Source organism: Subsaximicrobium wynnwilliamsii (assembly GCF_007997225.1).
Lineage (GTDB): Bacteria > Bacteroidota > Bacteroidia > Flavobacteriales > Flavobacteriaceae > Psychroserpens > Psychroserpens wynnwilliamsii.
Window position 1 is genome coordinate 134,019 of record NZ_VORM01000004.1, and the last position, 16,108, is coordinate 150,126.

General features: G+C 36.6%; 13 protein-coding genes. 5 read left to right on the forward strand and 8 right to left on the reverse strand.

The features are described from left to right. The first annotated feature begins 58 nt into the window (after positions 1-58). Positions 59-445 (forward strand): hypothetical protein, encoded by a 387-nt coding sequence (locus ESY88_RS04905; RefSeq protein ID WP_147085526.1) that lies wholly within the window; start codon positions 59-61, stop codon positions 443-445. Positions 446-481: 36 nt separating this feature from the next. Further along, positions 482-1,753, forward strand: coding sequence for an MgtC/SapB family protein (locus ESY88_RS04910; RefSeq protein ID WP_147085527.1), 1,272 nt, complete (start codon positions 482-484; stop codon positions 1,751-1,753). Between the two features lie 792 nt (positions 1,754-2,545). Here the strand turns inward: ESY88_RS04910 and ESY88_RS04915 are convergent. Next, positions 2,546-3,028 carry a fasciclin domain-containing protein gene (locus ESY88_RS04915; protein ID WP_147085528.1) on the reverse strand — a complete coding sequence of 161 codons (483 nt, stop codon included), beginning with the start codon at positions 3,026-3,028 and terminating at the stop codon, positions 2,546-2,548. A gap of 497 nt (positions 3,029-3,525) precedes the next feature. Here ESY88_RS04915 and ESY88_RS04920 point away from each other — a divergent pair, with 497 nt between their 5' ends. Next, positions 3,526-4,281 carry an LOG family protein gene (locus ESY88_RS04920; RefSeq protein WP_147085529.1) on the forward strand — a complete coding sequence of 252 codons (756 nt, stop codon included), beginning with the start codon at positions 3,526-3,528 and terminating at the stop codon, positions 4,279-4,281. Positions 4,282-4,284: 3 nt separating this feature from the next. On the opposite strand, the gene ESY88_RS04925 is transcribed toward ESY88_RS04920, so the two are convergent. From ESY88_RS04925 to ESY88_RS04940, 4 genes are all read right to left on the reverse strand, one after another. Continuing rightward, positions 4,285-4,644, reverse strand: a complete 360-nt coding sequence (locus ESY88_RS04925) for a hypothetical protein (protein ID WP_147085530.1) — start codon at positions 4,642-4,644, stop codon at positions 4,285-4,287. A gap of 72 nt (positions 4,645-4,716) precedes the next feature. Continuing rightward, complete coding sequence (locus tag ESY88_RS04930) at positions 4,717-4,941, reverse strand: hypothetical protein (protein ID WP_147085531.1); 225 nt, start codon at positions 4,939-4,941, stop codon at positions 4,717-4,719. A 193-nt stretch (positions 4,942-5,134) separates the two neighbouring features. After that, positions 5,135-5,914 (reverse strand): RNA polymerase sigma factor, encoded by a 780-nt coding sequence (locus ESY88_RS04935; RefSeq protein WP_147085532.1) that lies wholly within the window; start codon positions 5,912-5,914, stop codon positions 5,135-5,137. A 163-nt stretch (positions 5,915-6,077) separates the two neighbouring features. Further along, positions 6,078-6,836: an SDR family NAD(P)-dependent oxidoreductase gene (locus tag ESY88_RS04940; RefSeq protein ID WP_147085533.1), complete on the reverse strand. Its 759-nt coding sequence runs from the start codon at positions 6,834-6,836 to the stop codon at positions 6,078-6,080. A gap of 265 nt (positions 6,837-7,101) precedes the next feature. Here ESY88_RS04940 and ppsA point away from each other — a divergent pair, with 265 nt between their 5' ends. Continuing rightward, the gene (gene ppsA / locus ESY88_RS04945) at positions 7,102-9,513 is read left to right on the forward strand and encodes a phosphoenolpyruvate synthase (protein ID WP_147085534.1); all 2,412 of its coding nucleotides are present in this window, start codon (positions 7,102-7,104) and stop codon (positions 9,511-9,513) included. A gap of 809 nt (positions 9,514-10,322) precedes the next feature. On the opposite strand, the gene ESY88_RS04950 is transcribed toward ppsA, so the two are convergent. Further along, the gene (locus ESY88_RS04950; RefSeq protein ID WP_147085535.1) at positions 10,323-10,823 is read right to left on the reverse strand and encodes a hypothetical protein; all 501 of its coding nucleotides are present in this window, start codon (positions 10,821-10,823) and stop codon (positions 10,323-10,325) included. A gap of 204 nt (positions 10,824-11,027) precedes the next feature. Between ESY88_RS04950 and ESY88_RS04955 the strand changes: the two genes are divergently transcribed. Further along, positions 11,028-11,345: a YtxH domain-containing protein gene (locus tag ESY88_RS04955; protein ID WP_147085536.1), complete on the forward strand. Its 318-nt coding sequence runs from the start codon at positions 11,028-11,030 to the stop codon at positions 11,343-11,345. 322 nt (positions 11,346-11,667) lie between these two features. Here the strand turns inward: ESY88_RS04955 and ESY88_RS04960 are convergent, their stop codons facing one another. Beyond that, the gene (locus ESY88_RS04960; RefSeq protein ID WP_147085537.1) at positions 11,668-12,738 is read right to left on the reverse strand and encodes a response regulator; all 1,071 of its coding nucleotides are present in this window, start codon (positions 12,736-12,738) and stop codon (positions 11,668-11,670) included. Positions 12,739-12,803: 65 nt separating this feature from the next. Next, on the reverse strand, positions 12,804-16,100 hold the full coding sequence (locus ESY88_RS04965; RefSeq protein ID WP_147085538.1) for a PAS domain S-box protein: 3,297 nt from the start codon (positions 16,098-16,100) through the stop codon (positions 12,804-12,806). Between the last annotated feature and the right edge of the window lie 8 nt (positions 16,101-16,108).

Below are 16,108 nucleotides of genomic sequence, written 5' to 3' on the forward strand. Positions count from 1 at the left end.
TGCGGTATAAGGGAAATAACAAACTGAAATTGAATACTAATACTAAAAATCATAAATCATGGCCACAAAAGTCTTATACAACGAAAACATGCACTTTGAGCACCAACAGTGGAAAGGAGAACTCGATTTTTGGAAAGACGAGCTAAAATCGTTCAACAACAGATTGAGTGAATTGGTAACCCGGTGGACAGATAAAAAAATTCTCGAGCAACTTGAGCATTATCAAAATGAATTCATCCTTCATGGGAGCGTCATTGAAGATTTAAATGAGACCATTGAAAAACACGAAACCCGTATTGCCGGCCAAAGCAAAACTGGCTCAGATGCATTGGATACCCAAATGACGAAGCAGCATGTGGAGTTCAGAAACCGTATAGAAACACAAAGACAAATTTACGCAGAACTTAAAGAAGAGTTTTTTAAATTTCTTGAAAAATACATGTAACACCATTGAAACCGTTCAGTAATCTCATTAAAATAGATGCAAACATTTCAAGACCTCAATGAATTAGTGGGCTCTTACATGCTTGGTGTTTTAATTAGCACAGGTGTTGGGCTTATTCTTGGTTTAGAGAGGGAGTTTGACAAGCTTAAAGACAAAGGGTTTGCAGGCATACGCAGCTTCCCTATTGTTACCATCATTGGTTTTTCTTTAGGGAGTCTTACACAACAATTTTCCAATTGGCTAGTCATCATAAGTTTAGGCAGCTTCATTTTGTTTTTGGCATTGTACCATTTTTCTCAAAAACAAGAAGAATATGGGCAAGGTCTCACCACCAATTTGGCTTTAATAGCCACATTTATTCTGGGGGTCATGGTTTCAGCAGAATTTCTAAAAGAGGCAGTGGCCACAGCCGTGATACTTGTGACCTTGCTTTCCCTTAAAACCAAGTTCGTTTCAATTATCAGTAATATTACTTCCGTAGAACTTTTTGCATTCATAAAATTCTCAATCATTGCCTTATTGATTCTTCCTTTTTTACCAAACAAAAACTATGGCCCAGATAACCTGTTGAACCCTTTTGAAATTGGCTCCATCATCGTCATCGTATCTTTGATCAATTTTATTGGCTACTTTCTAGTAAAATTTGTAGGCTCTAAAAAAGGGATTATTCTCACAGCAATTCTTGGCGGACTCATATCCAGCACAGCAGTGGCCTGGAATTACGCTTCAAAGAGCAAAGCGTCGCCAGAATTATCTAAAAAATATAGTGCGGGGATCATCGTGGCATCTGCCATTATGTTTCCTAGACTTGCCCTTTTAACCTATATTTTCAATGCCGCAATTTTAATACATCTCGCCCTACCTTTCGCACTATTGACCTTGGTCTGTATTGTGGCTACCTTGCTTTTAATGCGAAAGGACGATAATAAACCCGACACCAATATTAAACTTGGCAATCCATTAGATATGCTCAATGCCATTGGTTTTGGTGCCATATATCTGCTCATTCTATTTGCTGTGTTTTATAGCAATCAGTTTTTTGGAGAACGCGGTTTGTACTATTCAGCCTTTATCGCTGGTTTGGCAGATACTGATGCCATTACCATAAGCATGGCAAAATTTTCATTGGATTCTGAAAAAACACAACTCGCAACATCGGTTATCATTGCAGCCACTCTAAGCAATATGTTGGTAAAACTTGGCATCACCGCTTTAAAAGGCTCAAAAACGGCGGGTAAACGCGTGAGCTATGCTTTTGGAAGTGTCATTTTGGTGGGGCTAGCTTATATTTTTTTCAACACAAACTAGTGTTGTGTTCAATAAAATAGTTGAAGATCTAGAGTGTGATATTTAATTGGGGCGTGACCACAAGGGTCAGGCTTTCCGCTACAATTCCTCACACTTCTCCCCATAAACATCGGGAGAAGTGCTGCGGGATTTCCGCTGCAATCCTTCACGCAAAGCTTAGCGAGTTTGGTCTTGAGTCTTAAACCAGATACTAATAAACCCAAAACATAATTACCCTTTATCAATAAATTATGAGATTCAATAAAATAGGACCTGAAAAACTGAGTGGCTATTGAGCATTGATTTTTATTACTTCTACACCTTTAGATCTTACTTAGCCCTTTCAAGACATCCGTAAAACAAGTCCAAATGCCGGTGCAGCCACAACTAAAGTACCTGTCTTTCGGCATCCTAATAAAAACCTAAAAACAAATGGAGAAAGTAAGCGAGGTCAACCAGATTTTATTTGGGGGACCCGTTGATGAGCCTAGGAAAAAATAGAATAAATTGGCTCTAGTCTAAAATGGCTGGTAGGGTTGAAATAACCGATTTTCGGCGTTTTGGCTCCCATTAGTCCCGATATCTATCGGGAGGGGCAAAAACAAAATGCCCAAAATCCAATTATTTTTTCCCTGATCCTAAAGGTAATAATCCGATTTTCTAGGTTTGTGCCAACTTACAAGCTTTATGATTTCAATTTTATTAATAGTAGCAACGCTAGATTGAACTAGAGCCAATAATTTTAACAAAAAAAAATCAAAAAAAAAAGAGACTATCTTTTAAAATAGTCTCTTTATTGCAATAATATTTTAATTACTTAGGCATTACAACCGTGTCGATAGCATGAATCACACCATTTGAAGCTGCTACGTCGGCGATTACCACTGTAGCTGTTCCTGCGTTTGCATCAGTTAAGATTACTTTTCCGTCTTTAAGACCTAAGTGAATTTGACCACCTTGAACTGTATCCACTGTAAACTTTCCATCATTTTTAGCAATTGCATCCATTACTGCTGCTGCCTCAAATTTTCCAGCTACTACATGGTAAGTAAGAACCGCTGTTAATTTATCTTTACTTTCTGGCTTCAATAAACTTTCTACTGTGCCATTTGGCAATTTATCAAATGCATCGTTTGTAGGTGCAAATACTGTAAATGGCCCTTGACCACTTAATGTATCCACTAATCCTGCTGCTTTTACTGCCGCTACCAAAGTGGCAAAAGCGTCATTACCTGCAGCAACTCCTACAATATTTGGAGTGTCTTGTCCTGTTTTTTTGTCGTTTGAATTTTCCATAATCTGTTTAAAATTTATTTTATTGGTGATTTATACTCAAAGATAGGGCAATGCATATACTGTTTAACTTATTTAACAAAAGATTAAACAAAATTATTAATTGAGATGAAATAAAACCTGATAATCCCACCTCCATTCATTATAAGTTTTTGCAGGACTTGCTTGTGTAAAACATCAAAACATCCCATCGGATTTTTTCGCATCATGTCAATCTTCAAACCTGCCGTAGTATGTTCGTAGATATATGTTCCGTCATAAGCATAGGTACAGTAACGACATAAGTTCTGTTATCGGCATGGCAGCCAATTCTGCCAATAATTAAACTGTGTAATACCTGTTCAATGTGTTTACTGTTTAAGTCGCCTAACATGCTGTTTTATTCTATGAATAAATACTATGATCTAACAAAAAAAGGTCAAAAAAAATAGCTTCTGAATTGATCTATATCAGTTTAAAACTTTGATCTTCACTATACTTTTGAAAAACAATAGTCAGGTATGAGGCAGGATCAAAAAGAAGAAGAATTTCTTGGTGGCAGAAGAAGCCGGTTTAAGGAATTCACGAGTTTACTTGCCATTGTAATTGAGTTTATTCATGGCTTTAGAAAACTACATTTTGTAAATCCGTGCATTACCGTTTTTGGCTCTGCAAGATTTGGCGAAGACAATGTGTATTATAAAAGCGCAAGCGCATTTTCTCAGTTAGCAGCACAAAAGGGTTTTACCATTATGACTGGTGGTGGCCCTGGCATTATGGAAGCCGCAAATAGAGGTGCTAAAGATGTTTCTGGCAAGTCCATTGGCTGTAGTATAGCATTACCAGAAGAACAAGAGCCAAATCCGTACCTGGATTTTAACATCGCCATGGAACATTTTTACGTTCGAAAAGTGTTACTACTAAAATACTCCTATGCTTTTGCTGTATTTCCTGGAGGTTTTGGCACAATGGACGAACTTTTTGAGACACTTACATTGCTCCAAACTAAAAAAATATCCAATTTTCCCGTGGTGTTATTTGGTAAAGAGTATTGGTCCAAATTATTAGAGCAAACTAAAGTGATGCAAGACATTGGAACCATTTCTAAAACCGATTTAGATCTCTTTCTGGTCACAGATTCTGTGATCGAAGGGATGGCCTATATCAACACCAAATTAGAAACTACATATGGCGCACCTCTTTTAATCAGAACAACAAAAAGCAAGTGGTGGCTTGGGGAGAAAGAAATTACTGCAAAAAAGCAAAAAACCGAATAAATCTCAAAATCTACTATCCAAATATTTTTTCAAAACATTCATTTGAAATTCGCCAACCACAGATAAGCTGGTATCCGCATTCATCAATACCAACCCAAATCCCAAATCAGAGAGTTTGCAGTCTTGTATGATATCTTGGCGTATACCACTAAAAACTGGCCTAAAATGCTTGTGCACCTCAACACCCAAAGCATTGGCGATTTTTGTGGCCTTTAACACTGCATCTGAAATTTGTTTCGGGGAAAGCCCTTTAGCCAATAAATCACTGGCCAAATGCGTCATGTGAAGGCTATAGTAAAAGTCAATAAAGTTACGCATGGCATCCGCCTCTGCGTAGGTTCTACTATATATTAACAATTCCATAGGCTTTCATTTTAGAAATTAACTACTGAAAAAATGCTTACATTCTGGATTCATTGCTTCAGTAGACATCATTTAGAGCTTTTTCACATAGCCAAAAACTATTTTTTTGAAGCTTTTAAAATCACTGGTAAACGTATTCATTTTCAAAAACAGATGTTGGTGTTGCGATCTGTAATCGGCATCAGACAATCCCTTTTCAGATTTTTCTATTCTTGCCAATAGTTTTTCGTGCGCCAGGATGCTATCTTCCAGATCGTCGAACAAATCTGCATGAATTTTATTCAGGTTTTTCAGCATCTGTTCGTATTCAGGATTGTTCTTTTTTGAAGTTTCTTTTTTCTTTAATAAATCATCAAAAAACCGAACTTCATCTTTTCAAAAGGCGATAACATCTAACCATTCCTTACTTTCAAAATGCAAAACGTCTAGTCCCGCTCCCAATAGAAATTGTGTTTTTAGGTTTTGATTTGTTGTTTTCATAACTTGATTTTTAGTCATTTGTGGCTTTAGTGCTACATCTGTTAAAAAGACTTATTTGCAATGCGTTTCGGGCATCCTTCAAAAGTTGTTCAACTTCTTTAACGGTGCTATCTATGACTTGGGCAATCTCATTTATACCGAGACGTTGTTGGGTTGATAGCTCAAAAACAGTACGCATGGATACTGGTAGATTGTGCAACACCATTTGAATGTGAAGATTGACAGCTTCCTCACTCAAGTCCTTATCTAGTTTTTCGGTCATCTCTTTTTCGTCATTTTCAATAAAAACGTGGTTGAGCGTATAATCATTATGATTGTACGAGCTATCATCCAATTCCTCAATCATCAACAAATCACCATCACCATCGGTACTGAACTTTTCTTGCATGGCGTCCCATTCGGGTTTAGAATAGTCATCGATATTTTGAAAGAATAGATCATCAAATTCTTCTTCGATTATGGTATCTTCCAATAATTCATTGGTTTTTTTAAACACCCATAAATAGAAATCTTTTTCATCTTTAATGGTTTCGATATGGTCATAGATTTCAATAAAAAGTTGATCTGAAAAATCATCTGCTTTGTACTTTCCTTTTGAGAAATGTCCTTTTTTTATGGCAGTATTAAGCCTTCCGTTAATGTATTTTTTAACTTCTGGCAATATTTTTAGGAGTTGTTGGTTAAACGTCACTTTATCGTCTTGTTTTTTTGATTTCACAAGCTTTAGATACGTGTGTTCTACAACGATTCTGAAGTTACTTTTCTGGGAATAGGTTTCGGTGTTTTTCATGGGTTTCTTGATTTTGAAGGATTGCGATGAATCCTTGCAGATTTCATCCAAACATAAAGGTGCAATTCTATGGGTAATTGCAAAATGACTTAGGTCATTCTCTTAAGCCATGATGTATCGGGATGCCTAACAGGTTCGCCATTACTTAAACGTATGGACTAACTTATCTAGCAGTATATCCGCCATCAATAACCAATTCACTTCCAGTAGTAAATTTAGATTCGTCTGATATGAGATAGAGTATTCCATATGCAATGTCTATTGCTTCACCAATATGACCTATGGGGTGCAGACTATCCAATTGCTCACGGAATCCTGGTTTATCTTTGCCTAACTCCTCCACTAGAGGTGTCCAAATAAAACCTGGATGCACAGAGTTGACCCTAATCTTCTCTTTTGCATATTGTATGGCATCGGTTTTAGACATCACTCTAACCGCGCCTTTAGAAGCATGATATGCTGGCAAATCTGCCGCACCGATGATGCCATATATAGAAGAAATATTTACAATACTTCCGCCACCCGATTTTTTCATGTGAGGCACGGCATATTTCGTGCAAAAGAACACACCTTTTACATTAATATTCATAACAAGATCCCATTCTTTTTCAGTTACTTCGGTCGATGGTTTATCTGCTCCGGCTATTCCTGCATTGTTTACGGTGGCATCAAGTTTGCCAAATTCTTTAACGACTTCAGCATACACTTTCTCAACTTCTTTTTCATCACTCACATCAAGATGCCAAAATTTTGATACACCACCAGACTTGTTTATTTTTTCAGCCAATGCCTGACCTTCTTTATCAAGAATATCAACCACTGCCACTTTTGCGCCTTCCTTTGCTAACAAAAGACACGTTTCACGACCAATTCCCTTTGCGCCTCCTGTGACGATAACCACTTTTTTTTCTGCTCTTTTCATGATTTCTAATTATTTTGATTTTATACTCTAAAGTTAACCTGTTGTTAGGCAAGTAACAATGATACAGGTCAGTCGGGCATAATAAATGGGAATTCAGATGCCTGCTTCTTTTTTATTATTCACTTTTGTGAGCACCCTCAAAACTTAAGGTAGAATGCCCTAATACTTCACTCTCTTTAAACAACTGTTAGACTGACCTGCATCATTTTGAAACACCAATGAAAAAGGTACTTTTAGATTATATAATCTGAAAGATTCAAACCACATGAAATCACGTATTAAAAAATTCAGTGAAATAGGCATTAGAGATGTTGCAAGTGTTGGAGGAAAAAACGCCTCACTAGGCGAAATGTACAATGAGCTCACTTCTAAAGGAGTTCGCATTCCCAATGGTTTTGCAACCACCTCGTTTGCATTTTGGGAATTTCTGAAAGAAAACAACATTCAAACAAAATTAGAAACCATTTTAACGCAACTCGATAGAGATGCCTACGCCAATCTTAAAGACATCGGAAAACAAGCGAGAGCACTTATTTTAAGTGCTACATTTTCCGAAGCTTTTTCCGAAGAAATCAAAAACGAATATACCCTATTATGTGGCAAGGACTTAAAAGAAGTTGCAGTAAGAAGTAGTGCCACGGCAGAAGACCTTCCAGATGCCAGTTTTGCCGGACAGCATGAAACCTATTTGAATGTAAAAGGCGGCACCGCATTACTTGAAGCCGTAAAAAAATGTTTTGCCTCCCTTTATACCAATCGTGCCATAAAATATAGAGAAGACAAAGGTTTTAAACATGATGATGTGGCACTATCGGTTGGTGTGCAAATTATGGTGCGGTCAGATAAAGGTTGTTCTGGAGTAGGTTTTACCATAGAGCCAGAATCTGGTTTTGAGAACGTGATATTACTTTCTGGGGTTTGGGGCTTGGGAGAAAACATTGTTCAAGGCACCGTGAGTCCAGATGAATTTTATGTATTCAAACCAAGTTTAGCACACAATAAATATCCTATTATCCAGAAAAAATTAGGCGATAAAAAACTGACCATGATTTATGCTGAAGCTGACCAGGAAAAAACCATTACCAACATAGAGACGCCAAAAGATAAACAAGAACAGTTTGTCCTAACCGACAACGAGCTGATTACACTTGCAAAATGGGCAACTTTGATTGAAGACCACTATCAAAAACCCATGGATATTGAATGGGCAAAAGATGGTATTACCAGCGAATTATTTATTACGCAGGCACGCCCAGAAACGGTTCACAACACTCGCAACAAGAACATCCACATTGCCTATAAGCTAATAAATAAAGGGAAACTATTATCTCAAGGAAATGCTGTAGGCTCAAAAATCGCTATTGGGAAAGCACGTCTATTAACATCCCCAAAAGAGGCCGATCAATTAACACCAGACACCATTATTGTAACCGATACCATCACACCAGACTGGGATCCGCTTTTGAAACAAGTCGCAGGTATTGTGACCAATAAAGGAGGCAGAACAAGTCACGCAGCAATTGTTGCCCGTGAGCTGGGCGTTCCTGCAATTGTGGGATGTGGCGACGCTACCCAAACCATAAAAAATGGAGATGCAATTACCTTGTCTTGTGCTCAAGGAAAAACGGGTTATATCTATCAAGGCGCATGTGCATTTGAGGAGGAAGAAATTGATTTTTCAAACATAATCTTGCCTAAAACCGAAGTAAAACTAATACTTGCCGATCCTGAAAGTGCTTTTCAATTGGCAAGTTATCCCAATAACGGCGTGGGCTTATTACGAATGGAATTTATCATCACCCATCATGTTAAGGTACACCCGATGGCATTGGTAAAGTTCGACCAGATCAAAGACGATTCCGTAAAGAAAGCCATTGAAAAAATCACTGTAACCTACACTGATAAAAAAGACTATTTTATAGATAAACTATCGCAAGGCATTGCAACGATTGCTGCGGCATTTTACCCAAAAGAAGTGATTGTACGCTTAAGCGATTTTAAAACCAATGAATACGCCAATCTTATTGGTGGAAAGGATTTTGAACCTCACGAAGAAAACCCCATGCTAGGTTTTAGAGGTGCATCGCGCTATTATAATGACTTATACAAGGATGGGTTTGTATTAGAATGTAAAGCCATTAAAAAAGCACGTGAAGACATGGGCTTGACCAATTTGAAAATCATGGTGCCCTTTTGTAGAACCTTGGAGGAAGGTAGAACAGTAGTGGCTGCCATGGCAGAAAACGACTTGAAACGTGGCGACAAAGGCTTGGGAATTTACACCATGGTAGAGATCCCGAGCAACGTCATTTTAGCGGAACAATTTGCTGAAATTTTTGATGGTTTTTCCATAGGCTCTAATGATTTAACACAACTTACATTGGGTATTGATAGAGATTCAGAATTAATGAAGGATTTGTTTGACGAGAATAATGACGCCGTAAAACAGATGATTAAAATGGCCATCCATTCGGCTAAAAAAACAAACACTAAAATAGGTTTGTGTGGCCAAGCACCAAGTGACTCTCCTGAATTTGCATCTTTTCTGGTTAAAGAAGGCATTGATAGTATTTCTTTTAATCCAGATGCGCTATTGCAAGGAATTGAAAATATCAATAAAGCGGAAAAGGATTTAAAAAAAGTAGATGAGCACGATGATTTTATTTTTTACAAATAAAAGGCTTCACAGCACTATGCCTTATTTTATGACACTATTTATGATCTTATAGCTGTTAAGACCCTTCAGAGACTAGTATCAACACTATCTTCAGAAAGGTCTCTGCCATTTAGGACTTAAACTATTTTATGGATTGATTTGATATGAACAAAAAAATAACTGAAAATAGCGCAACTGACCCAGGTCATTTAAAACACCAATAAAGAGCTCTATATTAGCAGTATACTAGAAATATAAATGTTCTTTGAAATATAAACATATAGATTCTTGCTGTAGCAATACACTTGAATTTTAGGTGGTAAAAGATTCTTAAAGGCTTTCAAGTTATTAGGTTGGCTTTGCAAAAAGTGTAGGTAATACAAAAAGGTTCTAAAGAGTGCTTTACTCCAGAAATCTGGGACAGTAAAATGTCCCAGATTTTATTGAAAATATAACATTGGCCAGCGATTGCTGTAAGGCAAACTTGGCTCATATGAAGCGATTGAATTTGTTTTGCCAAAATTGATCTTTTATAAATTTCCAGAAATGGAAGCTTTGATTGATTGGTTGAAGGTACAGCTAAAATGAATCGTTTCATTAGGAAACTGGAGGTCTCGGCTTCCAGTTTCTATTTTAATGCACTATTCAATACTAGAAAAAATAATTATTCAAAAAAGAATACAAAGATGCTATTAATCAATTTTTGAAGTTAGTCACAAAATTAATTTTTGTAGCAGCATAAAACTGGAAGTTTCGACTTCCAGTTTTTGTTTTTAATTCTGTTTGATGCAATTATTACTTGAACTTACAATTCGAAAAAAATTGTTTGGCTATTTATCAATCGGCCTGCAAGATAATGCATCAAACGCTTGCAACTCTTGTTCAAAACCTCTTAAAATCAATACATAATTACCATCATTCAACTGTTTTAAACAGTGCGTGGCTTGGGCTTCACTAGCACCAATTCCTCTAAAAACACCATAAGGGCCAGAGGATAATGTGGCCAAAGACTTTCCGTTTATTTTATGCAGAAATGTAGATACTAAAGACCCTACAATAAAAACAGATCCCGTTTGTGGATTATAAAAAGTACCAAAATTCATCGTATTGCCCAAGCGGCTTTCCCAATACGTTTTTATGGTATCTGTATCTTTCGAAATTGCTGTGTTTTTATCAACATGAAATTGCTCACTTTTTCCTAATACAGAAACTTGAACTTGTAAAAAGCGTTGCTCTTCTAAGTGTTTCAAAGCATTCTCCAACTGTGGAAGATCTTGATACACTTTGAAATAGATCTGTTTTTCTTTTATATTATAATTAGCTGACCTCATTATTGAAAAAAATGGCAAAATACCAATCGTGATACAATATAGCACGCCTTTTAAACGCTGTAAATGACATAGGTCAATTTGCAAAAAACAGGTCACCATAGAATAAGTTAAAATCTTCCAATAAACGTTTTCAACTGACCTGCATCATTTTGTGTAAAGCGATCTTTCTCTATCTTTAGCTAATAATTATAAATAATTGATATCATGGAAAACAATAATGGAAATCTACTTATTTCATTTTTAACAGGAGCGGTCATTGGAGCAGCGGTCGGTATTCTTTATGCACCTTACAAAGGCAGCAAGACAAGAGGGAAAATTAAGCACGGTGTAACAGATACTGCGCACGATATTTCAGAGCGATTAAAACATGCCAAAAATGATCTTAGCAAAAGCGCTCATGATCAAAAGAAAGCGTTTGACAAAAAATTAGAGGCCACTATTTCTAAAATGAACTATAAAGCGGAAGATCTCATTAGTGCTTTAGAAGGCAAACTAGAAGATCTTAAAAATAAAAATGCGTAACTGCACAAATAAGCTTCTATAACTTTTGACCGTTTCAACGATGGGCTTGAAGAGATGCCTATTTGAGTTCGTATTTAAAACACATCAAGGCCGTTTCTAAAGATTCAAAAGCACTTACAACACAAAAGCAACAGTATTTTTTTAAACCACATTGGCTTAATCAACGCTGTTACTAACCCTATTATTTATGACGTTGCGATTGTTTTTGTTTGAGGGCAGGCATTAGCAAATACTTGAATAGCTGAACGATTATAAACGCATCAGTGCTGTACATTTTTTCATTGAGAAATTAAAAACATAACAGGAATTGTTTACTCTATTTTCAACCAAACACTGCAATTGCCTCTAGAGCCTCTATATCTTCTATCACTATCTTTCTGGCAGCACCTATGGATATAAATCCTTCGTCCTTAAATTCGGTTAGCATACGTATAGCTGTTTCGGTTGCAGTACCTATGAGACCCGCAAAATCTTCTCTTACTATACTAATACCATTCGCTTCATTGTTGGATAGAATACCATTGGTATGCAAATGTACTAATGCCCTTGCCACGCGCTGCCTTACCGTAGCAAATGCTACATTCATCATTTCTTCTTGCATGGCCACCAAATTATTAGAGACTAAGCTCACAAATTTATTAGCAACGTCTTTGTTACCGTGAATAAGTGTTGTAAAATCTAATTTTGGAATTTCGTAAAGCTCTGCCTCTTCAAGTATTGCAGCAGACTCCATATAGGTTCCATGGTCTGACAATAAAGATAACTGACCTACAAAATGACCAGTACCGTAAAAACCTGTTACAAATTCTTTTCCTTTTTCTGTGGTTTTAAAGGTCTTTACGACACCACATTCTATAAAATATAAGGAATTGGCTGCATTACCTTCCATGAAGACGAGCTCCTTCTTGTTGTATTTTTTCGCAGTATAGTCTCTTGAGAGATGCTCTAAATCCAAGAATTTTGAAGCTTCTTCAATAAATTGGGACACGCCTTTAATGTTGCGAGAAAATTCCATTTTAAGAAAGTCGTGTTTTTTCAATCGGCAATCTATGGCTTCTAACAATTCAGTTTCACTAAAGGGTTTGGTCAAATAATCGTCGGCACCCAAATTCATGCCTTTTCGCACATCGGTTTTTTCCGTTTTGGCGGTAAGAAAGATGAACGGAATACTTGCCGTTTTGGTGTTTTTACTCAATGTTTGTAATACTTCATAGCCATTTAGTTCGGGCATCATGATATCGCACACTATAACATCGGGAAGTAGTTTCATTGCCAAATCAAGGCCGATTTTACCGTTTTCAGCAGTGCTTACTTTATAATTTGAGAGCTCTAGGATATCTGCCGTGTTTTCACGAACATCCTTATTATCTTCAATAATTAGTACTTTTTTCATCGAAAAATTTTTTTTTCGTCCCCAAGACATTGGGAAACTCAATATGTTATTCTCAGTTTCTTTTCTTATTCTCTATTATTCAAAGGAAAAGCAATCCAAAAAGTTGTTCCAATATTCAATTGACTTTCAAAACCAATGGATCCACCCATTAATTCGGTATAGCTTTTCACAATATTTAGTCCCAATCCGGTACCTTCAAAGTTGGCCGCATTTTTTGCCCTAAAAAACCGATCGAACAAATAGTGCTGCTCTTCTTTTGGAATACCCATACCGTGGTCTGTGATTTGTATGAGCAGCTTTTCTTGATTTTGAGATATGATAAAATCGATAACTGTCTCTGGCAATGCGTATTTTGAAGCATTTGCCAGAAGATTACTAAGGATATGACGTAATAACTTTGCATCCAAATGCACCCAAAGCTCGTTATTAGCCTTACCAAAATCAATAGTTTGTCCTTTTTTTAATATGGGATTAATTTCTTTGATCAAGAGTTTCGAAAAGGAAATTAAATCAAACCGTTCTAGCAATGGCTGCACCTTCCCCTCTTCTAATTTGCTTAAGGAGAGAAAGTCGTTTAGGATAACCACCATGTTTTTTACGTTTCTCTCTATCTGCTCAACGTACTTTTCCCTTTTAAGCTCTTTTCCCGGTTCATTTTGTTTACCAATTAAAACTGCCGACGTAAGTATGGCACTCAATGGGGTTCTAAACTCATGAGATGCCATAGACACAAAGCGCGACTTGAGCTCGCTTAATTCCTTTTCCTTTTTAAAGGCATTTTGTATTTTGAATTCAAATGCTTTTTGTTCTGAAATATCATTGTAAACGTGTAGTGCATAACTTATTTTATTATGCTCATCATATAAAGGCGCTGTGTTTACAACAAAGTATCTGTTTTTATAAGAAATTTCGAAAGCGAGATGCTGGCCTGTCAATGTTTTTGTGGTGTATTCTTTTATTTTTGTCTTTCGTTCTTCAGAAAAAACCGTAACGTCATCCACTAAAATTCCTTCCTTACTAAATTCTTTTAAGCCTAATTGTGCTAATGCTTCCCCTTCAGCAAATGCAACTTTAAAATCTTTATCTATTACAGCAATGAAACCATTTGGGAAGTTTTTTGCAATTTCTGAAGCAATGCTTTTACTCGCTATGGCGTCACTTTCTGCTTGCTTGGTTATCATTATTTGGTCTTCGAGATTTAAATTGGTCTCTACCAGTTTCTGCACGGTTTCCATAACTTCCTTTGTGCGCGCTTCTACTTTTTCTTCTAATTTTTGGGCATAGTCTACAAGTTCCTTTTTGCTTTCTTTCAAGGCTGTGATATTTTGATGTTTTTCTATAGCCACACTCGCCAGGTAAGTCATATTCAAAAGCATTTCTTTTTCCTTAGCTGAAGGTTTTCTTTCCAATTTACTGTAAATGGCAAAGGTGCCGAGCACTTGATTGGTGGACGATAAAATAGGAAATGCCCAACAGGCCTTTAAACCACTTTTTAGTGCCATGTCTTTATAATCTTCCCAAAGCACATTGGTTGCAATATGAGCTACAATCACTTCCTTTTTTAAGAATGAAGCTGTACCACTTGAGCCTACTTTTGGACCAATGGCAGTACCTTCAATATAATTGCAAAATGCTTTTGGTAAATTCGGTGCGACCAATTTGTGCAGTGTTTTGGTTTCTTTATCTAATAGCAAAATAGTGGCAATACCCTCGTTAAGATGCCCTTCAACAGTTTCTATAATTTTTTTGCCTATGTCTAGTATGGGTTTGTCTTGCGCTATTAACTCTAATATCTTTTGGGTTTTATCTTTAAGGTCTTCCTCTTTTACCTTAGTGGTCACGTCATTTTGAACACCTATAAAGTGTGTTAGTTCATGATTTTCGTTATGTACAGGTGTAATCGTTAGATCGTTCCAAAAAAGCGTGCCATCTTTTTTGTAATTACGCAATACCACGTTGCAGGCCTCGCCATTTGCGATAGCGTTTTTCATAATGCCAATCTCCTTTTGATCTCGATCGTGGTTTTGAAGAAAGTTACAATTCCTACCCAGTGTTTCTGCTTCAGTGTATCCTGTCATTTTCTCAAAAGTGTCATTACAGTAGATAATTCGCGTGTTTTGATGTTGTGCTTCTGCAATTATAATACTATTATTTGCTGAAGCTAGCGCGTTGTTTCTTATGCTTAGCAAGTCCTCCCTGACTTTTTCTTCTGTCACGTCCCTAATAATTGTTAACAGTTCGTGGTCGTTGATCAATACCACGCGAGCCTCAAAATGTTCTATTCCTTTTTTACCTTGAACGCTATATTCTGCAATCTGCATTGTTCCAGATGCCATGGCCTTATCATGTGACTGCTTTATTATTTTATAAACATCTGGAGGCAAAACATTTTTCATGTTTATGCCAATAAAGTCTTTTGGTGGCAGAAATAAATTTTCTGGACTATTGACGTAAAACTCAAGATATTTGCCAAATTCATCTTGTATAAACATCATATCTGGAATCGCTTCTAGTAGCGCTTTGGTTTTGAATTCGCTTCTGCGTAATTCCAGTTCGGTTTCTTTTTTTGCTGTAATGTCTGTTATAAACCCTTCCAAAGCTTCAAGCTTACCATTGCTGTCATAGATGCCACGTCCCAATTCCTGCATGTATTTAACATGGCCGTTCTTATCTGTGATGCGATAGTTTAAACTATAAGGTTGCCGTTTATCAATCCCATGCTCTGTATCATTCCATACCTTATCTTGGTCTTCATCAAATATCAAATGCGAAAAATGAACCTTACCCTCCAAAAAGTATTCAGGCGAATATCCTGTTATTTCCTTGCAACCTTCGCTAATGTATTCCATCGTCCAATCCCGATCATTTTTACAGCGATACACAATACCTTGCAAGTTATTTAATAAGGTATTGTACCTTCTATTACTTCCTGAAAGTTCATTATTAACGTTTTTAATTTTATTGAAATCTTCTTTACGTTTACTGGCATCTCGCAAGAAAGCAATGGTTAGATGTTTACCATCAATGACTGTAGGACTTAAGCTTATGTCTAAACTAAATTGGATGCCATTTTTTTTGATACCCCATAAATCCATGTCTTTACTAACGGCTCTTGCTTTTGGATTTTTTGTATAGGTTTCAAAATGTCTTTTATGATGTTGCTTAAATTGTTGTGGAATAAGGATTTCAATGTTTTTGCCTGCTAAAATTTCAGGATTGTAACCAAATAACTGTTCGCAAGCCCGATTTGCCATGACAATGCCTCCGTTTTCATCAACTACTAAAATACCTTCAACAGATGATTGAAAAATATTTTGAAAAAGATCTTCGTTTGGAACATCAGTCATCATAGAAATTGGCATAACCTATT

Excerpts from the sequence above, each read along its gene's own strand:
- ESY88_RS04905 (WP_147085526.1), top strand. The coding sequence starts at position 59 with ATGGCCACAAAAGTCTTATACAACGAAAACATGCACTTTGAGCACCAA.
- ESY88_RS04910 (WP_147085527.1), top strand. The coding sequence starts at position 482 with ATGCAAACATTTCAAGACCTCAATGAATTAGTGGGCTCTTACATGCTT.
- ESY88_RS04915 (WP_147085528.1), bottom strand. The coding sequence starts at position 3,028 with ATGGAAAATTCAAACGACAAAAAAACAGGACAAGACACTCCAAATATT.
- ESY88_RS04920 (WP_147085529.1), top strand. The coding sequence starts at position 3,526 with ATGAGGCAGGATCAAAAAGAAGAAGAATTTCTTGGTGGCAGAAGAAGC.
- ESY88_RS04925 (WP_147085530.1), bottom strand. The coding sequence starts at position 4,644 with ATGGAATTGTTAATATATAGTAGAACCTACGCAGAGGCGGATGCCATG.
- ESY88_RS04930 (WP_147085531.1), bottom strand. The coding sequence starts at position 4,941 with ATGCTGAAAAACCTGAATAAAATTCATGCAGATTTGTTCGACGATCTG.
- ESY88_RS04935 (WP_147085532.1), bottom strand. The coding sequence starts at position 5,914 with ATGAAAAACACCGAAACCTATTCCCAGAAAAGTAACTTCAGAATCGTT.
- ESY88_RS04940 (WP_147085533.1), bottom strand. The coding sequence starts at position 6,836 with ATGAAAAGAGCAGAAAAAAAAGTGGTTATCGTCACAGGAGGCGCAAAG.
- ppsA (WP_147085534.1), top strand. The coding sequence starts at position 7,102 with ATGAAATCACGTATTAAAAAATTCAGTGAAATAGGCATTAGAGATGTT.
- ESY88_RS04950 (WP_147085535.1), bottom strand. The coding sequence starts at position 10,823 with ATGAGGTCAGCTAATTATAATATAAAAGAAAAACAGATCTATTTCAAA.
- ESY88_RS04955 (WP_147085536.1), top strand. The coding sequence starts at position 11,028 with ATGGAAAACAATAATGGAAATCTACTTATTTCATTTTTAACAGGAGCG.
- ESY88_RS04960 (WP_147085537.1), bottom strand. The coding sequence starts at position 12,738 with ATGAAAAAAGTACTAATTATTGAAGATAATAAGGATGTTCGTGAAAAC.
- ESY88_RS04965 (WP_147085538.1), bottom strand. The coding sequence starts at position 16,100 with ATGCCAATTTCTATGATGACTGATGTTCCAAACGAAGATCTTTTTCAA.